19 protein-coding genes and 2 pseudogenes are annotated in these 22,971 nt (G+C 62.1%); 16 read left to right on the top strand and 5 right to left on the bottom strand.

Going from position 1 to position 22,971, the window contains the following annotated elements:
* Position 1: 1 nt before the first annotated feature.
* Genes murG through murB form a run of 3 tightly spaced genes read left to right on the top strand, consistent with a single transcriptional unit; the run spans position 2 to position 3,509 of the window.
* Entirely contained in the window at positions 2-1,126 is a 1,125-nt protein-coding gene (gene murG / locus U5G49_RS14765; protein WP_193445484.1) for an undecaprenyldiphospho-muramoylpentapeptide beta-N-acetylglucosaminyltransferase, read from the top strand.
* Positions 1,123-2,538 carry a UDP-N-acetylmuramate--L-alanine ligase gene (gene murC / locus U5G49_RS14760; protein WP_018446549.1) on the top strand — a complete coding sequence of 472 codons (1,416 nt, stop codon included), beginning with the start codon at positions 1,123-1,125 and terminating at the stop codon, positions 2,536-2,538. The genes murG and murC overlap by 4 nt, the downstream gene beginning before the upstream one ends.
* The gene (gene murB / locus U5G49_RS14755; protein ID WP_018242859.1) at positions 2,535-3,509 is read left to right on the top strand and encodes a UDP-N-acetylmuramate dehydrogenase; all 975 of its coding nucleotides are present in this window, start codon (positions 2,535-2,537) and stop codon (positions 3,507-3,509) included. The genes murC and murB overlap by 4 nt, the downstream gene beginning before the upstream one ends.
* A 3-nt stretch (positions 3,510-3,512) precedes the next feature.
* Here murB and U5G49_RS14750 read toward each other — a convergent pair whose 3' ends face one another.
* Positions 3,513-4,442 (bottom strand): UDP-glucose 4-epimerase family protein, encoded by a 930-nt coding sequence (locus U5G49_RS14750; RefSeq protein WP_193445485.1) that lies wholly within the window; start codon positions 4,440-4,442, stop codon positions 3,513-3,515.
* Positions 4,443-4,556: 114 nt separating this feature from the next.
* Positions 4,557-5,870 (bottom strand): MFS transporter, encoded by a 1,314-nt coding sequence (locus U5G49_RS14745; protein WP_130652767.1) that lies wholly within the window; start codon positions 5,868-5,870, stop codon positions 4,557-4,559.
* A gap of 219 nt (positions 5,871-6,089) precedes the next feature.
* Here U5G49_RS14745 and aqpZ point away from each other — a divergent pair, with 219 nt between their 5' ends.
* The 10 genes and pseudogenes from aqpZ (at position 6,090) to ligA (ending at position 18,896) form a co-directional block, all read left to right on the top strand.
* Positions 6,090-6,776 (top strand): aquaporin Z, encoded by a 687-nt coding sequence (gene aqpZ, locus U5G49_RS14740; protein ID WP_028732837.1) that lies wholly within the window; start codon positions 6,090-6,092, stop codon positions 6,774-6,776.
* A 273-nt stretch (positions 6,777-7,049) separates the two neighbouring features.
* Positions 7,050-7,976 (top strand): D-alanine--D-alanine ligase, encoded by a 927-nt coding sequence (locus U5G49_RS14735; protein WP_018242855.1) that lies wholly within the window; start codon positions 7,050-7,052, stop codon positions 7,974-7,976.
* A complete protein-coding gene (locus U5G49_RS14730; protein WP_193445486.1) occupies positions 7,964-8,896 on the top strand; it encodes a cell division protein FtsQ/DivIB in 933 nt (310 codons plus the stop codon). The genes U5G49_RS14735 and U5G49_RS14730 overlap by 13 nt, the downstream gene beginning before the upstream one ends.
* Positions 8,893-10,224 (top strand): cell division protein FtsA, encoded by a 1,332-nt coding sequence (ftsA, locus tag U5G49_RS14725; RefSeq protein ID WP_003561012.1) that lies wholly within the window; start codon positions 8,893-8,895, stop codon positions 10,222-10,224. Before U5G49_RS14730 ends, ftsA begins: the two co-directional genes overlap by 4 nt.
* A gap of 55 nt (positions 10,225-10,279) precedes the next feature.
* Complete coding sequence (gene ftsZ / locus U5G49_RS14720; protein WP_105006763.1) at positions 10,280-11,998, top strand: cell division protein FtsZ; 1,719 nt, start codon at positions 10,280-10,282, stop codon at positions 11,996-11,998.
* Positions 11,999-12,259: 261 nt separating this feature from the next.
* On the top strand, positions 12,260-13,216 hold the full coding sequence (gene lpxC / locus U5G49_RS14715; RefSeq protein ID WP_018446543.1) for a UDP-3-O-acyl-N-acetylglucosamine deacetylase: 957 nt from the start codon (positions 12,260-12,262) through the stop codon (positions 13,214-13,216).
* A gap of 257 nt (positions 13,217-13,473) precedes the next feature.
* Positions 13,474-14,343: an outer membrane protein assembly factor BamD gene (locus U5G49_RS14710; protein WP_018242851.1), complete on the top strand. Its 870-nt coding sequence runs from the start codon at positions 13,474-13,476 to the stop codon at positions 14,341-14,343.
* A 5-nt stretch (positions 14,344-14,348) separates the two neighbouring features.
* Positions 14,349-16,022: a DNA repair protein RecN gene (gene recN / locus U5G49_RS14705; protein WP_193445487.1), complete on the top strand. Its 1,674-nt coding sequence runs from the start codon at positions 14,349-14,351 to the stop codon at positions 16,020-16,022.
* Positions 16,023-16,102: 80 nt separating this feature from the next.
* Positions 16,103-16,629, top strand: a pseudogene (locus tag U5G49_RS14700) (DUF6886 family protein).
* Positions 16,630-16,739: 110 nt separating this feature from the next.
* Positions 16,740-18,896: an NAD-dependent DNA ligase LigA gene (ligA, locus tag U5G49_RS14695; RefSeq protein ID WP_193445488.1), complete on the top strand. Its 2,157-nt coding sequence runs from the start codon at positions 16,740-16,742 to the stop codon at positions 18,894-18,896.
* Positions 18,897-18,927: 31 nt separating this feature from the next.
* Here ligA and U5G49_RS14690 read toward each other — a convergent pair whose 3' ends face one another.
* A complete protein-coding gene (locus tag U5G49_RS14690) occupies positions 18,928-19,464 on the bottom strand; it encodes a GNAT family N-acetyltransferase (protein WP_193445489.1) in 537 nt (178 codons plus the stop codon).
* A gap of 283 nt (positions 19,465-19,747) precedes the next feature.
* On the opposite strand from U5G49_RS14690, the gene U5G49_RS14685 reads away from it, so the two are divergent.
* Complete coding sequence (locus U5G49_RS14685) at positions 19,748-20,338, top strand: 3'-5' exonuclease (protein WP_193445490.1); 591 nt, start codon at positions 19,748-19,750, stop codon at positions 20,336-20,338.
* 76 nt (positions 20,339-20,414) lie between these two features.
* Positions 20,415-20,909 (top strand): CreA family protein, encoded by a 495-nt coding sequence (locus tag U5G49_RS14680; RefSeq protein ID WP_018446537.1) that lies wholly within the window; start codon positions 20,415-20,417, stop codon positions 20,907-20,909.
* Between the two features lie 111 nt (positions 20,910-21,020).
* Here U5G49_RS14680 and U5G49_RS14675 read toward each other — a convergent pair whose 3' ends face one another.
* On the bottom strand, positions 21,021-21,488 hold the full coding sequence (locus tag U5G49_RS14675; protein ID WP_017965084.1) for a chemotaxis protein CheW: 468 nt from the start codon (positions 21,486-21,488) through the stop codon (positions 21,021-21,023).
* Positions 21,489-21,490: 2 nt separating this feature from the next.
* Positions 21,491-21,868, bottom strand: a pseudogene (locus U5G49_RS14670) (methyl-accepting chemotaxis protein); the annotation flags it as partial.
* A gap of 484 nt (positions 21,869-22,352) precedes the next feature.
* Here U5G49_RS14670 and U5G49_RS14665 point away from each other — a divergent pair.
* Positions 22,353-22,955, top strand: a complete 603-nt coding sequence (locus U5G49_RS14665; protein WP_026188469.1) for an SCO family protein — start codon at positions 22,353-22,355, stop codon at positions 22,953-22,955.
* Positions 22,956-22,971 lie beyond the last annotated feature (16 nt).

Genomic DNA, 22,971 nt, shown 5'->3' with positions numbered 1-22,971 from the left:
TATGAGCAAAGGCATCGTGCTGCTTGCCGCCGGGGGAACCGGCGGCCATGTGTTCCCGGCGGAGGCGCTGGCCTTCAAGCTGAAGGAGCGCGGCTATTCGGTGCATCTCGTCACGGACAGCCGAGCCGAGCGTTATGCCGGCAAGTTCCCGGCCGAGGAGATCCATGTCGTGCCGTCGGCGACGATCGGCTCGAAGAACCCGGTTGCCGTGGCCCGCTCGCTGTGGACGCTCTGGAGTGGCATGCGGGCCGCAAAGAAACTGATCCAGCGGCTGCAGCCGGTCATCGTCGTCGGTTTCGGCGGTTATCCCACCGTGCCGCCGCTGCTTGCCGCTACCCGGCTCGGCGTGCCCTCGATGATCCACGAGCAGAACGCCGTGATGGGCCGCGCCAACAAGGCCTTAGCAACCCGTGTGCAGGCCATCGCCGGCGGTTTCTTGCCGGAGGGCGGTGCCGCCTTTCCAGACAAGACGGTGACGACGGGTAATCCGGTCCGCCCGGCGATCATTGCCGCGGCCGAGGTGCCTTACACGCCGTCGCATCCGGGTGAGGCCTTCAACCTCGTCGTCTTCGGTGGCAGCCAGGGCGCGCAATATTTTTCCAAGGCGCTGCCGACGGCGATTAGCCTGCTCGACGACGCGCTTCGCGTGCGCCTGCGTATCACCCAGCAGGTGCGTCCCGAGGACATGGAGATGGTCAGCGGCTGCGTTGCCAAGCTGGAGATGGGGGCCGATATCGCACCCTTCTTTACCGACATGGCCGAGAGGCTGGCCAGGGCGCATCTCGTCATCTGCCGTTCGGGCGCCTCGACGGTTTCGGAAATCTCGGTCATCGGGCGGCCTGCCGTGCTCGTGCCTTACCCGCACGCTCTCGATCACGACCAGGCGGCGAATGCCGCGGCACTTGCTGCGACCGGCGGGGCGAAGGTGATTGCCCAGTCGGAGCTTTCGCCGGAGAAGATCGCGGCGATCCTGACGGCTGTCATGAACGATCCGGAAAGGCTTTCGCACATGGCGGCGGCGGCGAAACTCGCCGGGAAACCCGACGCCGCAAACTTGCTTGCCGACATGGTTGAGGCTATTGCCGCCGGACGGACAATTGCGGAATTCAAGAGGACACGCGCATGAAACTGCCGAAGACGATCGGTCTCGTCCATTTCATCGGCATTGGCGGCATCGGCATGAGCGGTATCGCCGAGGTGCTGCACAATCTCGGCCACAAAGTGCAGGGATCGGACCAGGCCGACAGTGCCAATGTCCAGCGGCTGCGCGACAAGGGCATCGAGGTGTTCGTCGGTCACCGAGCCGAAAACCTGGGTGAGGCCGAAGTCGTGGTCGTCTCGACGGCGATCAAGAAGAGCAATCCGGAGCTCATCGCCGCGCGCGAAAAGCTGCTGCCGGTGGTGCGCCGTGCCGAAATGCTGGCCGAGTTGATGCGCTTCCGCAATGCGATCGCCATCGGCGGCACGCATGGCAAGACGACGACCACTTCGCTGGTCGCCACACTGCTCGAAGCCGGCGGGCTCGACCCGACCGTCATCAATGGCGGCATCATCAATGCCTACGGCACCAACGCCCGCATGGGCGAGGGCGAGTGGATGGTGGTCGAGGCCGACGAATCCGACGGCACCTTCCTCAAGCTTCCGGCCGATGTCGCCGTCATCACCAATATCGACCCGGAACATCTCGACCATTACGGAAATTTCGACGCCGTGCGCGCCGCCTTCCGGCAGTTCGTCGAGAACGTGCCGTTTTACGGCTTCGGCGTCATGTGCCTCGACCATCCCGAGGTGCAGTCGCTGGTCGGCCGCATCGAGGACCGCAAGATCATCACCTATGGCGAGAACCCGCAGGCCGACGTGCGCTTCAAGAATGTCCGCATCGACGGCACGCGCTCGATCTTCGACGTCGAAATCCGCCGCCGCCGCACCGGCCAGGTGATCGAGCTCAAGGGGCTGGTCATGCCGATGCCCGGACGGCATAATATCTCCAACGCGACGGCGGCGATTGCCGTTGCCAACCGGCTCGGCATATCGAGCGCCGATATCGCCAAGGGGCTTGCTTCCTTCGGCGGCGTCAAGCGGCGCTTCACGCTGACCGGCGAATGGAACGGGGTGCAGATCTTCGACGATTACGGTCACCATCCCGTCGAGATCAAGGCGGTGCTGCGTGCTGCTCGCGAATCCTGCAAGGGGCGCATCATCGCGGTCCACCAGCCGCACCGCTATAGTCGTCTTGCGAGCCTATTCGAGGAATTCGCCGCCTGCTTCAACGATGCCGACAGCATCTTCCTGGCACCTGTCTATGCAGCGGGGGAGGATCCGATCGAGGGTATCGATTCCGTGTCGCTGGTTTCGCGCATAAAATCCGGCGGCCATCGCGACGCCCGCTTTCTCACCTCGGCGGAGCTTTTGCCGCAGATGGTCGCGGAGGTTGCAAAGCCTGGCGATTTCGTGGTTCTGTTGGGGGCTGGGAGCATCACATCCTGGGCAGCGGCGCTGCCCAAGCAACTGGAAGGCCTATCGGGAAAGTCCGTATGAAACAGGTGAATGGGGAAAAGCTTCTCGCGTCTCTCGGAGAGGGTGTAAAGGATATCCGCGGCCGTATCACGCCGGATGCCCCGATGGACCGCGTCACCTGGTTCAGGGCCGGCGGCCTGGCCGAGCTGATGTTCCAGCCGCATGACATCGACGATCTCATCGCCTTCCTGAAGATATTGCCGGAAGAGGTGCCGCTGACGGTGGTCGGCGTCGGCTCCAACATCCTGGTGCGCGATGGCGGCATTCCCGGCGTCGTGCTGCGCCTGTCGGCCAAGGGGTTCGGCTTCGTCGAGCTCGCCGGCGAAAACCGCATCCTGGCCGGCGCCATCTGCCCTGACAAACATGTGGCGGCGATGGCGATGGACAACGGCATCGGCGGCTTCCATTTCTTCTACGGCATTCCCGGTGGCATCGGTGGCGCGGCGCGCATGAATGCCGGGGCCAATGGCGTGGAGACGCGCGAGCGGCTGATCGAAGTCCATGCGGTCGACCGCAAGGGCGACAAGCATGTGCTTTCCAATGCCGAGATGGGCTATTCCTACAGGCATTCGACCGCATCGACAGATCTGATCTTCACCTCCGTGCTGTTCGAGGGCTATCCGGAAGAGCGCGCGCAGATCCGCGCCGAGATGGACGCCGTGCGCAATCATCGCGAGACGGTGCAGCCGGTGCGTGAAAAGACCGGCGGGTCGACCTTCAAGAACCCCGCCGGCCATTCGGCCTGGAAACTGATCGACGAGGCAGGCTGCCGCGGCCTCGTCATCGGCGGAGCGCAGATGTCGTCGCTGCACTGCAATTTCATGATCAACATGGGGCAGGCGACCGGCTACGACCTCGAATATCTCGGCGAACAGGTGCGCCGCGAGGTCTTCGAAAAAGACGGCATCAAGCTCGAATGGGAAATCAAACGTCTCGGCGTCTTCATGCCCGGCCGTGAGGTGCACCCGTTTCAGGGTGTGACGAGCGAGTAACGGTTACTTCACCGCAAGCTTCAGGCCTTCGCGCGGCGTGACGAGGGGCGACCAGCCAAGCACGTCGCGGGCACGGGATATGTCGACCTGGAGGGAGCCACAAAGACGTTGGAAGACGGCGTCCTTTCCCATTACTCTCGCGCCCATCTGCAACAAGGCGGGGGGAAAGGGGAGCAGCATCGGTTTGACACCCAGCCCTGCGGCAATCCCTTCAATAAGCCCTGGAGTCGAAAGATCTTCTCCATCGCCTGCGAGAAAGGTCTCGCCGGCTGCGCCGGGATGCTTCATCCCGGTGATGATCAGATCGATGAGATTTGGAAGCGCGACCAGTGTTCGGCGGTTCTTCAGCGACGCGAAGGGGAGCGGTATCTTCTTCCGGACAAGTCCGACGAGCAGGGCGAAATTGCCCCTCGCACCGGGTCCATAGACGAGCGGCGGGCGAATGACGACGACCTCCATGCCTGTTCGGGCGGCGATTTCACGCAGCCCGATTTCAGTTTCCAGCTTCGAGATGCCATAGGGATCGATCGGCATTGGCGTATCGTCGTGCCGGAAGGGCCGATCGTTCTCCTCACCATTGACCTTGATGCTGCTGATGAAGACGAACCTTTTTACGCCCGCGCGGGCGGCCTGCTCGGCGAGGTTCAAGGTGGCGGCGGTGTTGATCTGACGAAATTCCGCAAGCGGATCGGCTGCGCGGTCGTTCATGATGTGAACACGAGCGGCGAGATGGACGATGACATCAATACCCTCGAGAGCCGCTGTCCAATCGGTTTCGCTTGTTATCGCGATGGGGAAATGCCGCACAGATGTCGGGAAGCTGGCGGTTGCAGATCGCGTCGTCACCACAAGCTCGCATATCCGCTCTCCGTGCAGTCTTTCGACGAGAGGCCCACCGACAAAGCCGGCTGCGCCGGTAATGAGGCATCGCATGATCTGTTCCCCGTTTTGCCGTGAGTGTTCCGGTTAACCGGAAGTGCTCACGGCATCAATAAAAAAGCCGCGACGGTGGCCGTCGCGGCTTGTTGTTGACTTGCTACTCGAGGTTCAGACTTCCTCGCGGCCCGACAGCCGGATGCAGACCAGCGAGATCACCGCCGAGGCGGCGAGGTAGTAGCCGACATAGTCGAGGCTGTAATGGGTGGCGAGCCAGGTGGCGATATAAGGAGCGAGCGAGGCGCCGAAGATGCCACCCAGATTGAAGGTCATAGAGGCGCCGGTGTAGCGCACCATGGTCGGGAAGGGCGCGGCAAGGGCAGCGCCGATCGGACCGTAGGTGAAGCCCATCAAGGCGAGGCCGATGATCGAGCACAGGAAGGCGCCTGTGAGACCGCTGGTCAACAGCGTTGCGTAGAAGAAGCCGAAGATCGCGATGGCAATCGTCGTCAGCGTCAGGATGGTGCGGCGCGAATAGAGATCGGAGAGCCAGCCGGAGAGCGGGATCGTCAGGCCGAAGAAGACGACGCCGACAAGCTGGACGACCAGAAACTGTTCTCTCGTATAACCGAGCCCACCCCTTTCCAAGGGTGTCGTGCCCCAGGAGAGCGTGAAGACCGTCATGAGGTAGAACAGCACGAAGGTCGCGACGGCAATGAAGGTGCCGAGGATCAGGCTGCGCAGATGACCGCGGAAGACCACCTCGATCGGCACGGCGACGCGCTCGTGCTTTTCGACGGCTTTGCGGAATTCCGGCGTCTCGGCGATCTTCAGGCGGACATAGAGGCCGACGGCGACGAGGGCGAGGCTGGCGATGAAGGGAATGCGCCATCCATAGTCGAGGAAATCCTCGTTGCTCATCGTTTCCGCCAGGATGAGGAAGAAGCCGGAGGAAAGGATGAAGCCGATCGGCGCGCCGAGCTGCGGGAACATGGCGTACCAGCTGCGCTTGCCGGGGGGAGCGTTTTCGGTGGCAAGCAGAACGGCGCCGCCCCATTCGCCGCCGAGGCCGAGGCCCTGACCGAAGCGGCAAAGCGCCAGCAACAGTGGCGCGGCGATGCCGATCGCATCATAGCCCGGCAGCATGCCGATCAAAACGGTCGAAAGCCCCATCGTCATCAACGCGGCGACGAGCGTCGCCTTACGGCCGATGCGATCGCCAAAGTGACCGAACACGACGGCGCCGATGGGGCGGGCGAAGAAGGCGATCGAGAAAGTGACGAGCGACTGCAGCGTTGCGGCGTTCGAATCGCTGGCCGGGAAGAAGAGATGCGGGAAGACGAGGACGGCTGCCGTCGCATAGACGTAGAAGTCGAAGAATTCGATGGTGGTGCCGACAAGGCTGGCGACGAGGACGCGAGCCGGGGAATTGACTTGCGCGCTGTTCGAGGCAGGAGTCGGCGATGCGGAGATCGCGTCTGTCATTTTCGATCCAATCAGTATTTTTATGAATCGCCTTGGGAGGCCGGCGGGTCTTAACGCACTTTCAGGCCTGAGAAAACGTCTCCTTGCGCCGCAGGTACCGCATCTCCACCCGCTTCTCGATCCTTGCGTGAAGCTTGCCGCGGCAATGTCCGCGCGCTTGACCGGAATCGAATTGTAACGGATTCACTTAAACTCTTGGTTGAGGTTAAGGAGGCGCGCATGCAAAAGAGTTTAGTTGCCGAGTTTCTCGGCACGTTCTGGCTGGTCTTCGGCGGATGCGGCAGCGCCGTGCTGGCCGCGGCCTATCCCGAGCTTGGGATCGGTTTTGTCGGCGTGGCCTTTGCGTTCGGTCTGACCGTGCTCACCATGGCCTATGCCGTGGGCGGCATCTCAGGCGGTCATTTCAATCCCGCCGTCTCCCTCGGCCTAACTGTTGCCGGACGGTTTCCCGCGGCGCGCCTCGTTCCCTATGTCGTCGCGCAGGTTGTCGGCGCCATCGCCGCGGCGGCGCTGCTTTATCTCATCGCCAGCGGCAAGGCGGGTTTCGAACTCGGCGGCTTTGCCGCCAACGGATATGGCGATCATTCTCCGGGCGGTTATTCACTGCTTTCGGCGCTGCTGATCGAAGTGCTGCTGACCATGTTCTTCCTGATCATCATCCTGGGATCGACCAGCAGCCGGGTGCCTGCCGGCTTCGCGCCGCTTGCGATCGGCCTCGGACTGACGCTGATCCATCTCGTTTCTATCCCCGTGACGAACACCTCGGTCAATCCGGCGCGTTCCACCGGCCAGGCGCTTTTCGTCGGCGGCTGGGCGCTGCAGCAGCTCTGGCTGTTCTGGATTGCGCCGCTTGCGGGTGGGGCGCTTGGCGGGCTTGTCTGGAAATTCCTCGACGACGCCGACTGACTACAGGACATCGAACTATCCCATTGAGCCCGCGCGGTTTTTCCGCGCGGGCTTTTCTGTTTCCACGGAACGATGGGCACCTTCGCTCCGACACTCCCGAAGGCGCGAAGGTTAAAAAATCATGGGCGCGGCAATATGGAGTTAACGAAAGTAAACACTTCATTAACCATAATGATGCTCTAATGCACCCAGGTCGGACAAAGGCCTGAAACGGCGCAGACAGCTTCGCGCAAGCGTCGATTTCGAAAATGAAAGTTATTTTTGGGGGTGTTGATGAGTCGCAAGCATGTCGCTGTCCTGATGGGCGGATTTTCCTCGGAAAGGCCTGTCAGCCTTTCCTCGGGAAAGGCTTGCGCAGAAGCCCTCGAGGCGGAAGGCTTCGACGTGACGCGCATCGACGTGGCGCGCGACGTTTCCGAGAAACTTGCCGCGCTGAAGCCTGATGTCGTCTTCAATGCGCTTCACGGCCCATTCGGCGAGGACGGCACCATTCAAGGCATCCTCGAATATCTCGAAATCCCCTATACGCATTCGGGCGTGCTTGCCTCGGCGCTGGCGATGGACAAGGCCAAGGCGAAGCGTGTCGCTGCCGCCGCTGGCATTCCGGTCGCCGAATCGCAGGTGGTCAACCGTTTCGCCTTTCCCTCGACGCATCCGATGAAGCCGCCCTATGTGGTGAAGCCCGTCCGCGAGGGGTCGAGCTTCGGCGTTGTGATCGTCACGGAAGATCAAGCGCATCCGCCACAGATCGTCAGCTCGCCCGAGTGGCGTTACGGCGAGGAGGTGATCGTCGAGCGCTATGTTTACGGTCGCGAGCTCACCTGCGGTGTCATGGGCGAAACGCCGCTCGGCGTCACGGAAGTGGTGCCGCAGGGACACAATTTTTATGATTACGACTCCAAGTATGCGGCGGGCGGTTCAAAACACGTCATCCCCGCGAAAATTTCACCGAATATTTACCAAAAAATACAAACATTGTCCCTAAGGGCGCATCAGGCAATCGGTTGTCGCGGCGTCAGTCGGTCCGACTTTCGTTACGACGATCGTTTCTCCGAAGACGGCGAAATCATCTGGCTGGAGGTCAATACCCAGCCAGGTATGACCCCAACCTCGCTCGTGCCCGAAATGGCCGGTCATGCCGGTTATTCGTTTGGTCAGTTTCTCCGGTGGATGGTGGAGGACGCGTCTTGTTTGCGTTGACAGTCAAGAGGATTGGGCGCCCCAGCCATCATGCCGTGCTTCCGATCATGGAAGCCGAAGAGCGGTTCGTGCTGCCGCGTCCACTGCGCCGCGTCACGCGCTTCCTGATCAGCCTCTGCAGCGGCCGTATCCATATTCCTGTTCATACGGGCACGGTCTCGGCGCTCGCCTTCCTGGCTGCGACGGGGTTTTACGGTATGTCGCTTGGCGGCCACACCGAAGCTGTCGCGCAGGCGACGACGACGGCGGCGGGTTTTGCGATCGAGGACGTCAAGGTCTCCGGCAATTCGGAGACCTCCGAAATCGAGATCCTGCAGCTGATCGGCCTTGACGGCACGACCTCGCTGGTGGCCCTCGACGTCGATGCCGCCCGCCGGAAGATCGCGCATCTTCCCTGGGTCGAAAGTGTCGAGGTCCGCAAGATCTATCCGAAAACGATCGAGGTGAAGCTCAAGGAGCGCCAGGCCTATGCGATCTGGCAGCACGGGCAGGAGCTTTCCCTGATCGAGAAGAACGGCAGCGTCATTGCACCCCTGCGCGACAACAAGTTTTCGGCGCTGCCGCTCGTCGTCGGCCGCGATGCCGAAACGGCGGCGGCTTCGCTCGACGACGCCTTCTCGAAGTGGCCCGACGTGAAGGCCCGCGTGAAGGCCTATGTCTGGATATCAGGCCGTCGCTGGGACCTGCACATGGACAATGGCGTCGTCGTCAAGCTGCCGGAAGATGGCATCGCCCAGGCACTGGCGACGCTTTCGAAGTTCGACAAGGAGCACCAGCTCCTGGAGCGGGACATTGCCGCAGTCGATCTCAGGCTGTCCGACAGAACCGCGATCCAGCTGACGCCGGAGGCGGCGGTCCGCAGGCAGACGGCAGTGACGGAGCGTACGAAAGAATTGAAGAAGGCGGGGCAGAATATATGAGCTTGTTCGGTTCATCCCATTTCGGATTGCCGCGCCTTAAGCCGCTTTCGTCGAAGCGGTCACATGTCGTTTCGGTGCTCGACATCGGCTCGACCAAGGTCGTCTGCATGATCGGCCGGCTGACGCCGCGCGAGGAAAGCCAGATCCTGCCGGGCCGCACGCACAATATCGAGATCATCGGCATCGGCCACCAGCGTTCCCGCGGCATCAAGACCGGCGTGATTGCCGATCTCGACGCGCTGGAAGGCGTCATCCGCCTTGCCGTCGACGCGGCGGAGCGCATGGCGGGACTGACCGTCGAGAGCCTGATCGTCAACCTGACGGCTGGCCGGCTCGGCAGCGACATCTACACCGCGACGATCGATCTCGGCGGCCAGGAAGTGGAGCTCAACGATCTGAAGAAGGTGCTGTCGGCCGCTTGCCAGCAGTCGCTGCGCCAGGACCGTTCGGTGTTGCATTCGCTGGCGACCGGCTTCTCGCTCGACGGCGAGCGCGGCATCCGTGATCCGCTGGCGATGTATGGCGATGCGCTCGGCGTCGACATGCATGTGGTGACGGCGGAGCGCTCGGCGCTGAAGAACCTCGAACTCAGCGTCAATCGTGCGCATCTGTCGGTCGAGGGCATCGTCGCCACGCCCTATGCATCGGGTCTTGCAGCTCTCGTCGACGACGAGGTCGAACTCGGCTGCGCGGCGATCGACATGGGCGGCGGCACGACGACGATCTCGGTCTTTGCCGAGGGCAAGCTCGTTCATACGGACGCCGTCGGCCTCGGCGGCCATCACGTCACCACCGATCTGGCGCGCGGCCTTTCGACCCGCATCGAGGATGCGGAGCGGCTGAAGGTCGTGCATGCCTCGGCGCTTTCGAATTCCTCCGACGAGCGCGAGCTGATCTCGATCCCGCCGATCGGCGAGGACGATCGCGACCAGCCGTCGCAGGTGCCGCGGGCACTGGTTTCGCGCATCGTATCGGCGCGAATTGAGGAGACGATGGAACTGATCCGCGACCGTATCCAGCGCTCAGGCTTCAGCCCGATCGTCGGCAAGCGTGTCGTGCTGACCGGCGGGGCGAGCCAGTTGACCGGCCTTGCCGACGTGGCGCGGCGCATCCTTGCCCGCAACGTCCGCATCGGCCGTCCGATGGGCGTCTCGGGGCTGCCGACGGCTGCCAAGGGTCCGGCCTTTTCGACGGCCGTCGGCCTGATGATTTATCCGCAGGTCGCGGACATGGAGACACATGCGTCACAGAGCGGTCTGCTCATGTCGCTTGGAGGAAATAACAGCCGCATAGCCCGCATGGGCCAGTGGCTGAAGGAAAGTTTCTGAAATTGAGTAATTGGCCGGCGTGGCGATGCGGCCAGAGAGAGAAGGAACAGGTACCATGACCATCAAGCTGCAAAAGCCTGACATCACAGAGCTGAAGCCGCGCATCACCGTGTTCGGCGTTGGCGGCGGTGGCGGCAATGCCGTCAACAACATGATCACCGCCGGCCTCCAGGGCGTCGACTTCGTCGTCGCCAACACGGATGCGCAGGCGCTGACGATGACGAAGGCTGAGCGCATCATCCAGCTCGGCGTCAACGTCACCGAAGGCCTCGGTGCCGGCTCGCAGCCGGAAGTCGGCCGCGCGGCCGCCGAGGAGTGCATCGACGAGATCGTCGATCACCTGAACGGCACGCATATGTGCTTCGTCACCGCCGGCATGGGCGGCGGCACCGGCACGGGCGCTGCGCCCGTTGTCGCGCAGGCGGCCCGCAACAAGGGCATCCTGACGGTCGGCGTCGTCACCAAGCCGTTCCATTTCGAAGGCGGGCGCCGCATGCGTCTGGCCGAGATGGGCATCCAGGAACTGCAGAAGTCTGTCGATACGCTGATCGTCATTCCGAACCAGAACCTCTTCCGCATTGCCAACGACAAGACGACCTTCGCCGATGCCTTCGCCATGGCCGACCAGGTTCTCTATTCGGGCGTTGCCTGCATCACCGACCTGATGGTTAAGGAAGGCCTGATCAACCTCGACTTCGCCGACGTCCGCTCGGTGATGCGCGAAATGGGCCGCGCGATGATGGGCACCGGCGAAGCCTCCGGCTCCGGCCGAGCGCTGCAGGCAGCAGAGGCTGCGATTGCCAACCCGCTGCTCGACGAAACCTCGATGAAGGGCGCCCAAGGCCTGCTGATCTCCATCACCGGCGGTCGCGACCTCACCCTCTTCGAAGTCGACGAAGCCGCGACCCGCATCCGCGAGGAAGTCGATCCTGACGCCAACATCATCCTCGGCGCCACCTTCGACGAATCGCTCGAAGGCATCATCCGTGTCTCGGTCGTCGCAACCGGCATCGACCGGGCGATGAACGAAGCCGCCGAGCGGAACCTCCAGCCGGCAGCAAGGCCCGCTATCCGTCCCTCCGCGGCTGTTGCTCCGGCAGCGGCCGCAGTTCAGCCTGCCCCCGTGATGCAGGCACCGAAGGCCATGGATCCGATCGCGCAGACCATCCGCGAAGCCGAGATGGAACGCGAGCTCGAAATTCCGGCCCCGCGTGCTGCCGCACCGCTGCAGCAGCCCGTAGTACAGCAGGAAACCTTCCGTCCGCAGAGCAAGATCTTCGCGCCTGCACCGGAAGCTCCGGCAATGCGTCCGGCCCCGGTGCAGCAGCAGGCTCCGGCGCCCGTCATGAGCCAGCCTGTCATAAGCCAGCCGGTTCAGCAGCAGCCGGTCCGGCAGGAGCCGACCATCCGCCAGGCGCCCGAACCGGTGCGCATGCCGAAGGTCGAGGATTTCCCGCCGGTCGTCCAGGCCGAACTCGACCACCGCACGCAGCCGGCTTCCGCGCATGCGGCGGAGGAGCGCGGTCCGATGGGCCTGCTCAAGCGAATCACCAATTCGCTTGGCCGCCGCGACGACGACGCCGTTGCCGCCGATATGACCGCCGCACCGCCGGCCGCTTCGCAGCAACGCCGTCCGCTGTCGCCTGAGGCAAGCCTCTACGCACCGCGTCGCGGCAATCTCGACGACCAAGGCCGCGCAGTTCCGCAGGCCCGGATGATGCAGGAAGACGACCAGCTGGAAATCCCCGCATTCCTGCGTCGCCAGTCGAATTGAGTGCGTGCTTCGGCACCGTTCATGCCCGGGATCAAGGTCCCGGGCATTGCTGTTTTTCAGCCCGTGATTCGCGAGCAATTTCAATTGCGTGACTTCGTAACAAAGCGAAAGAAACAGTGATTTGGATTGGAGCGCCGGCGCACGTAAGTATGGTGCAAGGAAACTGCACTAGGAGACCTTTCGACAGGCTCCTTGTGCAGAATGAACGATGACCGTGCCGATCGGACAGACCGCCGGTACGGAAGAATAAAGGCAGAATTTATGGCAATTGGCTTGCTGGGTTTTCAAACGACGGTATCGCGTCCGGTGACGCTTTCGGGCATCGGGGTGCATTCGGGCGCTAACGTCTCGATCACCCTGAATCCGGCCGAATCGGACACCGGCGTCATTTTCCAGCGTCTGCATGACAATGGCGACATCACCGAACTGAAGGCCGTCTCCTCGCAGGTCGGCAATACTGACCTCTGCACCGTTCTCGGCTTCTCTCCCGCCCATTCGGTCGCGACGATCGAGCATGTCATGGCCGCCGTCTACGCGCTCGGCCTCGACAATGTGGTGATCGAAGTGCAGGGCTCCGAAATGCCGATCATGGATGGCAGCTCGCTGCCCTTCGTCGAGGCGATCGAGCAGGTCGGTCTCGTCTCGCTCGGCGTCAAGCGCCGCTATATCCGTATCACCAAGCCGGTGCGGATCGAGCATGGCGGCTCCTGGAGCGAATTCCGCCCCTATGACGGTACGCGCTTCGAAGTCGAGATCGATTTCGACTGCCCGCTGATCGGCCGGCAGAAGTGGGCCGGTGACATGACCGCCGCCGTCTTCAAGGCCGAGCTTTCCCGCGCCCGCACCTTCGGGTTCATGCGCGATGTCGAGCGCCTCTGGGCGTCGGGCCATGCGCTCGGCTCCTCGCTTGAAAATTCCGTCGTCATCTCGGACGACAACACCGTCATCAACGTCGAAGGGCTGCGTTACGCCAAGGATGAATTCGTCCGCCACAAGACGCTCGATGCCGTCGGCGATCTGTCGCTTGCCGGTGTCCAGTTCATCGGTTGCTACCGTTCCTATCGCGGCGGTCACAAGATGAATGCCAATGCGCTGAAGGCGCTGCTCGCCGATCCCTCCGCCTACGAGGTTGTGGAGACGTCGACGCCGCGCCAGCGTGTCGCTGCCCGCGAACTGATTGCAGTCAGCGCTTCGGAATTCGCTCCCTGGTCGGCATGACCTCCAGCATATTCTCAAGACCAGGCCGCCTCTTTCCCGGAGGCGGTTTTTTTATGTCCGGCCATGTCTGCGGCAATAGACCGATGCTTGGCCGCCACAGGTCGGGAAGAAGTTGAAAAGCCGATCATTCTGCGGCTGCTGCCACAAAAATGCGTTAATGCCTTATCATTGCGTTGCTCTTGATGCACATTTGTGGCTAGAAACGCCAGCGAGGCGTGGCTGCCGTGGAGAGAGCGGCAGCAGTGGGGTTCTTTCGAATGGGTTATGCAGGATCTGAAGGTATGATGAAGACAGCGCGCGCTTTGTTCGCATCGCTTCTGGTGCTCAGCGCAGGCGCCTCGATCTCCGGTTGCCAGTCGGATCCCGACATCGACATCACCAAGCTCGGTCTCGAAACCGATCCGCCTGACGTGCTCTACACCCAGGGTCTTGCCAATATGAAGGCCGGCAACATGGCGGAAGCGGCGCGCAAGTTCGACGCGATCGACCGCGAGAACCCGTTCTCCGAATGGGCGCGCAAGGCGCTTGTGATGAGCACCTTCGTCAAATACCGCCAGGGCCGTTTGGACGATGCGCTTGCTTCGGGCAACCGCTACATGTCGCAATATCCGAAGTCCCAGGATGCTGCCTATGTGCAGTATCTCATCGGTCTCACCTATTCCAAGCAGATCGTCGACGTGACGCAGGACCAGCGCGCCTCGGCCAAGACGATCGAGGCGATGCAGGCCGTCATCGACAATTATCCGAACTCCGAATATGTCGACGATGCACAGGCCAAGATCCGCTTCGCGCGCGACCAGCTCGCCGGCAAGGAAATGCAGATCGGCCGCTACTACATGGAGCGGAAGGAATATCTCGCCGCGATTTCGCGCTTCCGCATCGTCGTCGAGAAATATCCGAATACGAACCAGATCGAAGAGGCCTTAGCGCGTCTCGTCGAAGCTTATTATTCCATGGGCATCGTCGACGAGGCGCAGACAGCCGCTGCCGTTCTCGGTCACAATTACCCCGACAGCCAGTGGTATGCTGATTCCTACAAGCTGCTGCAGAGCGGCGGTGCCGAGCCGCGTGAAAACAAGGGCTCGTGGATCGCAGCAGCGGGCAAGAAACTTCTTCTCGGTTCCTGAGGCCAATGCTGATCCAGCTTTCGATCCGCGATATCGTCCTGATCGAGCGGCTGGATCTTGCCTTCGAGACCGGCCTCTCCGTGCTGACGGGCGAGACCGGGGCGGGCAAATCCATCCTGCTCGACAGCCTGTCGCTGGCGCTCGGTGGGCGCGGCGACGGCGACCTGGTGCGCCACGGCGAGGATAAGGGCCAGGTGACGGCGGTGTTCGACGTCGGCATGGAACACGGCGCCCGCATACTCCTGCGTGAAAATGGCATCGACGACGAGGGCGACCTGATTTTCCGCCGCCAGCAATCGGCGGACGGGCGCACCAAAGCCTACGTCAACGACCAGCCGGTCAGCGTGCAGCTGATGCGCCAGGCCGGGCAGATGCTGGTTGAAATCCATGGACAGCACGACGATCGCGCCCTTGTCGACACCAATGCCCACCGCACCCTGCTCGATGCCTTCGCCGGCCTCACCGACGAGGTTTCAGAGGTCTCCAGGCTCTATCGGCTGTGGCGCGACAGCGAGCGGACGCTGAAGAAGCACCGGGAGAAGGTGGAAAGCGCGACGCGCGAAGCCGACTACCTGCGCTCGTCGGTCGAGGAACTCGAGAAGCTCTCGCCGCAGGATGGCGAGGAGGAAGAGCTCGCCGATCGCCGGCAGAAGATGATGAAGGCCGAGCGAATCGCCGGCGATATCGCCGAAGCGTCCGAATTCCTGAACGGCAATGCCTCGCCGGTGCCCCATATAGCCTCGCTGGTACGCCGGCTGGAGCGCAAGAGCCATGAGGCGCCGGGACTGCTCGAAGACACCGTGACGCTGCTCGATGCCGCGCTCGACCAGCTTTCCAACGCGCAGATGGAAGTCGAGGCGGCACTCCGCAAGACCGAATACGATCCGAGAGAGCTGGAGCGGGTGGAGGAGCGGCTTTTCGCGCTCAGGGCCGCCTCGCGTAAATATTCCGTGCCCGTCACCGAACTGCCGGCGCTTGCCGTGCGGATGATTGCCGATCTTGCCGATCTCGACGCGGGCGAGGAGCGGCTTGCGCGGCTCGAAGCCGAGGTTGGCCTGGCGCGGGAAAATTACGATGCGGCTGCACGCTCGCTATCCGACAAGCGTCATCATGCCGGCACCGCACTGGCTGCGGCTGTCATGGCCGAGCTGCCGGCGCTAAAGCTCGAACGGGCCCGTTTCATGGTCGAGATCAGCACGGATGCGGGGGAGGCGGCGGCCGAAGGCATCGACGTCGTCGAGTTCCATGTTCAGACCAATCCGGGCACGCGACCGGGTTCGATCATGAAAGTCGCCTCTGGTGGCGAACTCTCGCGTTTCCTGCTGGCGCTGAAGGTGGCGCTCGCCGATCGCGGATCGGCCCCGACGCTGGTCTTCGACGAAATTGATACCGGCGTCGGCGGTGCTGTGGCCGATGCGATCGGCCAGCGGCTGAAGCGGCTGTCGGAGCGGGTGCAGGTGCTGTCGGTTACGCATGCGCCGCAGGTCGCGGCACGGGCTGCGACGCATCTCTTAATCTCCAAGGGGCCGGTGGCCGACGGTTCGGAAAAGATCGCCACCCGCGTCGCGACGATGGCGCAGAAGGACCGTACCGAGGAGATCGCCCGCATGCTGGCCGGGGCTTCGGTGACCGAAGAGGCGAGGGCGGCGGCGAAGCGCCTGCTGGCCGGCAACGGCTGATCGCCGAGCGACGGCGGGCGGTGACAAGCGTTCCGCTTCGCGTTATGCGCAATATTCCCGATCAGCGGCGATCTCTTGCCATGCGCCTTTTCCATTTCAGCGATAATCCGGATATTACCGTGTTCGAACCGCGCCCGGTCCGTACTCCCTCGATTCGCCCGACCGGCCGGGAATGGCTGAACGGTCCGCTCGTCTGGGCAATCGATGCCGATCATGACTTTATGTATCTCTTTCCGCGTGACTGCCCCCGCATCCTGATATGGGCGAAACCCGAGACGCTGGAGACGGAGCGGCGGCACTGGCTCGGCGACTGGCGCGCCGTCGCCTACGCCGAGCGTCATTGGCTGGAAAGGCTCGAGCGGAGACGATCCACCGTTATGAGCTGCCGACTGAGGGCTTCGAGAATCTGGATGATGCGGGCATGTGGGTGGCCCGCAGACGCGTTGTTCCCACCGAGCGCACCGCCATCTCGCGGCTCGACCGGGAGTTTGCGCCGCGCGGCGTGGAGCTCAGGGTGGTCGATAGCTTGCAGCCGTTGAAGAGCCTCTGGAACACCAGCCTGCATGTCAGCGGCATCCGGCTGCGCAATGCCAGGGATTGGGAATAGGCCGGTCAACCGACCTTCCTTTCGCAGGATATGTGGTCTCCCTTTTCATCCAGAAATTTTGCTCTAAAAACAATCCAGATTTCTGACCAGATTCTCTGGAGTGATGTTCCATGTCCACCGAAGGTTCCGCCGTCGACACGTTGACGATCGAAGAGGCTGCCGCCGAGCTAGAACGGCTGGCAAAGGAGATCGCGCATCACGATGCGCTCTACCACGGCAAGGACCAGCCGGAGATTTCGGATGCCGATTACGACGCGCTGAAGCGCCGCAATGATGCGCTCGAGGTGCGCTTTCCTGAGTTGATCCGCGAAGACAGCCCATCGCGGCATGTCGGTGCGGCGCCCTCCGTCACCTTCTCGCCCGTCATCCATGCGCGGCCGATGCTGTCGCTCGACAACACTTTCTCGCAGGAGGACGTGCAGGATTTCGTCGCCGGCGTCTATCGCTTCCTCGGCCGGCTGCCCGACCAGTCGATCGCCTTTACCGCTGAGCCGAAGATCGACGGTCTTTCGATGTCGATCCGTTACGAGAACGGCAGGCTGGTGACGGCTGCAACGCGTGGCGACGGCACGACGGGGGAGAACGTCACCGCCAACATCCGGACCATCGCCGAGATCCCCAACGAGCTGCCGAAGGGCGTGCCCGCGGTCGTGGAGATCCGCGGTGAAGTCTATATGGCCAAGAGCGATTTCCTGGCGCTGAACCGGCAGATGGAGGCGGAGGGCAAGCAGACCTATGTCAATCCGCGCAACACCGCGGCCGGATCGTTGCGCCAACTCGACGCCAAGGTGACGGCGAGCCGCAAGCTGAAATTCTTCGCTTATGCCTGGGGCGAGATGTCGGAGATGCCCGCCGACACACAGTTCGGTATGGTGCAGACCTTCAAGGACTGGGGTTTTCCCGTCAATCCGCTGATGAAGCGATTGAACTCGGTCGCCGACATCCTGGCGCATTATGACGAGATCGGCCTCGAGCGCCCGGATCTCGACTACGACATCGACGGCGTCGTCTATAAGGTCGACAGTCTCGAGCTGCAGGCTCGTCTTGGCTTCCGCTCGCGTTCGCCGCGCTGGGCGACGGCGCACAAGTTTCCGGCGGAGCAGGCCTTCACCGAGGTCGAAAAGGTCGAGATTCAGGTCGGTCGCACCGGGGCGCTGACGCCGGTGGCGCGGCTGAAGCCGATCACGGTTGGCGGCGTCGTCGTCACCAATGCGACGCTGCACAACGAGGATTACATCAAGGGCATCGGCAATAGCGGCGAGCGCATCCGGCCGGAGGAACACGATATCCGCGAAGGCGATACCGTCATCGTCCAGCGCGCCGGCGACGTCATTCCGCAAATCCTCGATGTGGTGATGGAAAAACGCGCGGCCGACGCCCGGCCATATGAATTCCCGAAGACATGCCCGGTCTGCGGTTCGCATGCCGTGCGCGAGGTCAACGAGAAGACCGGCAAGATGGATTCGGTGCGCCGCTGCACCGGTGGCTTCATCTGCCGGGCGCAGGCGACGGAGCATTTGAAGCACTTCGTTTCGCGCAACGCTTTCGATATTGAAGGGCTCGGTTCGAAGCAGATCGACTTCTTCTTCGAAAACGAGGACGCGTCGCTGCAGATCCGCACCGCGCCCGATATCTTCACGCTGGAGAAGCGCCAGCAGCAATCGCTGACCAAGCTGGAGAATATTGACGGTTTCGGCAAGGTCAGCGTCGGCAAGCTCTATGCGGCGATCAACGAACGGCGCAGCATTGCGCTCCACCGCTTCATCTACGCGCTCGGCATCCGTCACGTCGGCGAGACTACGGCGAAGCTGCTGGCGCGCTCCTATGGCACCTATGCCGCCTTTGAGACGGGGATGCGGGAGGCCGAGACGCTTGCCGGCGACGCCTGGAACGATCTCAACGCCATCGAGGGCATCGGCGAGGTCGTTGCGCGGGCTATCGTCGAATTCTACAAGGAGCCGCGCAATGTCGAGGTGATCACCCGGCTTATCGATGAGGTGACGCCCGAGGAGGCCGAGCAGCCGGTGACGACAGGCAGCCCGGTCGCCGGCAAGACCGTGGTTTTCACCGGCTCGCTGGAAAAGTTTACCCGCGACGAGGCGAAGGCGAGGGCGGAGAGCCTCGGCGCCAAGGTGGCGGGATCGGTCTCCAAGAAGACCGACATCGTCGTCGCCGGCCCAGGTGCTGGCTCCAAGCTCGACAAGGCACGCGAGCTTGGCGTGCAGACGATGGACGAGGACGAATGGCTGGCACTGATCAGCGGGTGAGGGGCTGACGGCAAGCCGCCAGCCCGTTTGCTCATAGCCTCAGCCGCGCCATCGTATAGGCGTCGACATATTGACCGGCGCGATACCCGAAGGCCCTTAGCAGGCCTTCCTGTTCGAAGCCGAATTTTCGGTAGAGCCCGATGGCGACATCGTTGTCGGTATAGACGGTCAGTTCCAGCCGTTTGATATCAAGCCAGTCGTCGGCGGCGTCGACCATCGCGCCGAGCAGGATCCGTCCGAAGCCGCGGCCGGTGAAATCGTCATGCACGCCCATGCCGATACTGGCGACGTGCTGCCGACGGCCGGAGAGGCGGTTGAGGCCGCCATTGCCGACGATCTTGCCATTTTGGGTGACGACGAGGTTGAGCGCGCCTGGCGACGGGTTTTCCATGTGCTTGCGAACCTCCTCGACCCGCTGGTAGGGCGGCCTCAAGGTGCCGGCCCTGTAGCCCGGCAGATTTATGAGATCCGTGATCTCCTCCGCATCGGACAGGCGGACGGCGCGCACCAGGACGCCATCCGGCAGGCGCGCTCGGCCGCGAGGTTCATTCTCTTGGTTTTCGGACATTCATGCTCTCCATCGGTGTCAGGAGGAGAGCCGGTTTCCGAAAACCCTGCTCGCCTCGGCAGGGTTTCGGGATGATGATCGGATCGCTGCTAAAGCGCCATCGCTCCCGCGTACCCTTCAAGGGTCGTGGTGTGATGGATAAGCGCTGCCATGGTCACGGAACCGATCATGGCGGCAAGTTTCGATATGCGGGTTAAAAAGTCAACCATGCGTCGTGTCGAATTTGCGCGGCCGGAAGCGGGGCGGTATTCCTGTGCCTGAAGAAACGATTCGGGTTGCTGATTTGAAGACCATCGCGATTGACTTCGAGACGGCGAACGAACAGCGCGGCAGCGCCTGTTCCGTCGGCCTTGCCTGGATCGAGGAGGGCAGGGTGACGCGCGTCGAAGAGCGACTGATCCGACCGCGGGACATGCGCTTTTCCGGGATGAACATCGCACTCCATGGCATCCGGCCGGAGCATGTCGAGGACGCGCCCGAGTTTCCCGAGGTGATGGACGAGTTCGAGGAGGATTTTCGCGGCGCGACGATGATCGCGCACAATGCTTCCTTCGATTTCAGCGTCTGGCGGGCGAGCCTCGATCTCTACCGGCAATCCTATCCGGAGCTTACCTATCTCTGCAGCCTGAAGATGGCCCAGCGAATCTGGCCGCATTTCCTCTCGCACCGTTTGAACCTGATCGCCGAGCATCTCGGCCTGCGTTTCGTGCACCACAACGCTGCCGAGGATGCTGTGGTCTGCGCGGCCGCGGCGATCGAGATGGCGAAAGCCGTCAAGGCCAACGCCGTTCACGCGATACCGGCGCTGATCGGAATGAGGCCCGGCCGGCTGACGGCGCGGGCCTACGAGCCCTGTACCTGCCGGAAAGGCTGATCCCTTCCACGAGCCCCATTTCTTGCAAAGCATGGGTGCATGCTTATCTAAAATGTGGATTATTCAGGGAGCCGCCATGTCCAGACTGCGCAATCTTCTTCTCGCCGCCTTTTCCTTCTCCGTCCTTTCCGCAGGCGCTGCCTCAGCCGAAGTCGTCGGCAAGGTCGGGGTCGACTGGATCGGCAACGACATCATTGTCGAGGCGGTCTCCGACCCTGAGGTCAAGGGTATCACCTGTCACGTTACCTATTTCGATCGCAGCCTGATCGACCGGTTCAAGAACGGCAACTGGTTCGAGGACCCGTCCAACAATTCCATCGCCTGCCGGCAGACCGGGCCGATCGAGATCGGCAGTATCGATCTGTCCAAGGATGGCAGCGAGGTGTTCCGCCAGGGCATGTCGCTGATCTGGAAGACGCTGGTCGTCAACCGCATCTACGATAAGACGAACGACACGCTGATCTATCTCGCCCATTCGCGCGAACTGACCGACGGCTCGGCGAAGATGTCGATCTCGACCATTCCGCTCTATGGGCAGAACGTTGTCTGGAAGAATGGGAAGCCGCAATAGAGCTTCTGCTGTGAGATATTTGGAAAGAGCGCTGCTTCCCTTTTTCTCTCATTGCAAAATCAAAAAGGGCCCGGACTAGCCGGGCCTTCGAATTCCAGATATGGATAGCCCTCAGGCGGCCTGCGTCAGTTCGTCGGCAATGACCGTGTCGAGATTCAAGAAGCAGACCATGGTCTTTTCGAGCGCGACGATGCCGCGGCAGAAGGCGCGCTGGGCTTCCGGGATGATTTCCGGCGGCGGCTGCAGATCTTCGCTCTTGATGGTCATCATGTCGGAAACCTGCTCGACCAGCAGACCGACCAGCTTGCCCGCAATGTCGGTGACGATGATCGCCGAGCGCTCGGAGGGCTCGGTCATCTTCATGCCGAGGCGGCAGGCCATGTCGATGACGGGGATCACCGCACCGCGCAGGTTGATGAGACCCAGCACATAGGGCGGGGTGTGCGGCATCGGCGTCACCGGCGCCCAGCCGCGGATTTCGCGGATGGCCATGATGTCGATGCAGAACTCCTGATCGCCCAGGTGGAACGAAACGATTTCGAGATAAGCGCCCGACTGCTTGATGGCGTTGTTGTTCATGGTCAGAATTCTTCCCAGTTGTCCCCGACGGGAGAAGCGATGACTTTGGCGGCAGTGCCGCCGTTGAATGCGACCGCGATTTTACCGATCAGGCTGCGCGCGGGTGATTGTCTCGAATGCGAGGCGGCAGGTCCCTCTCGCGGCGTTTGCCGGGCGCTCATGCCCTCGCCAGTCTTGAACTGCATGACCAGTTGCATCAGGTTTGCCGCGTCGATGGCGAGCCTATGGCCTACCGCGTTCGTCTGCGTGACCTGATCCATCTGGCTGATGGATGTATTGATTTCGTTCAGTCCCACGGATTGTTCGCGCGCAGAGGTTACGATTGATTTAACATGTTCATGGATGCGCAAAACATCTTCGCCGATCTGGCGAAGCGCTTCGTACCAGCCGGCGCCGATCATTGTTCCGAAACCTGGAAACGCCGCGCCGTCGAGCGTCGAAAGCCGCTGGCTGGCCGACAGGCTCTTGCGCGCCGCTGAGTTGGTCACGAAATACCCCTTCCGAAAACCGCTCGGATTCGTGTTTGTCTTCCCTCATGCGGAGTCCGGGGTTTTCGCCACGCGGCAGACATCATGTCAGAACGGCAGAAGAGCGCCGCACGCGATTGCTAATATAGATACAACGGCTTAAGCCTTTGCTAACGATATCTATCTCGAAACTGCTTGTTCGGCTGAGAACACATCATCAAAACGTGTTGCTTTCGATTTTTAGCCGATCCGACCGAGGGCACGGCGTCGTCTCCGGTGAGACAATCGATCGCGGGTTAGAAAACATATTGTTGAATTGCGCCCGTCCGGTCGAGCCTATAATCACGCGGGGCAAGGGGCGGGCGGTACATATCCGCCTGGATCGAGGATCATGCCAATGAAGACATTCCGCATCGCCGTCTGGATCGGTGTCCTGATACTTGCCGGGTTTCTTGGCGGGTTCACGTACTATCTCAACAGATCGGGGAATGTGGTGGCGGAGGCTCCCTTCGGCGTTCCCTTCACCCTGGTCTCCCAAAGCGGGCAGCCGATCACCGAGCAGGCGCTGCGCGGCAAGCCGACGGCGTTGTTTTTCGGCTTCACCCATTGCCCGGAAGTCTGCCCGACGACGCTTTTCGAGCTGAATGGCTGGATGGAGAAGGTCGATCCGAAGGGCGACAAGCTGCAGGCCTATTTCGTGACCGTCGATCCGGAGCGCGACACGCCCGAGATCATGAACGAATACGTCTCCAACGTTTCCAAGCGCATCACCGGCATTTCCGGCGCGCCTGACAAGATCGCCGAGGTTATCAAGGGGTTCCGCGTCTATGCCAAGAAGGTGCCAGTCGACGAGAAGGATCCGAACGGCGACTATACGATGGATCACACCGCTTCGGTCTTCTTGCTCGATTCGGCCGGGCGCTTTTCCGGAACGATCGCCTATGGCGAAAACCCGGACACGGCGGTAAAGAAGCTGGAGAATCTCGTCAGCAAGGGGTGATGGTTTCAGCGTGATG

Source organism: Rhizobium indigoferae, assembly GCF_034554815.1.
GTDB classification, from domain to species: Bacteria; Pseudomonadota; Alphaproteobacteria; order Rhizobiales; family Rhizobiaceae; genus Rhizobium; species Rhizobium leguminosarum.
The sequence above is the reverse complement of the archived record's forward strand: the minus strand, read 5'-3'. Positions and strand labels throughout refer to the sequence as shown.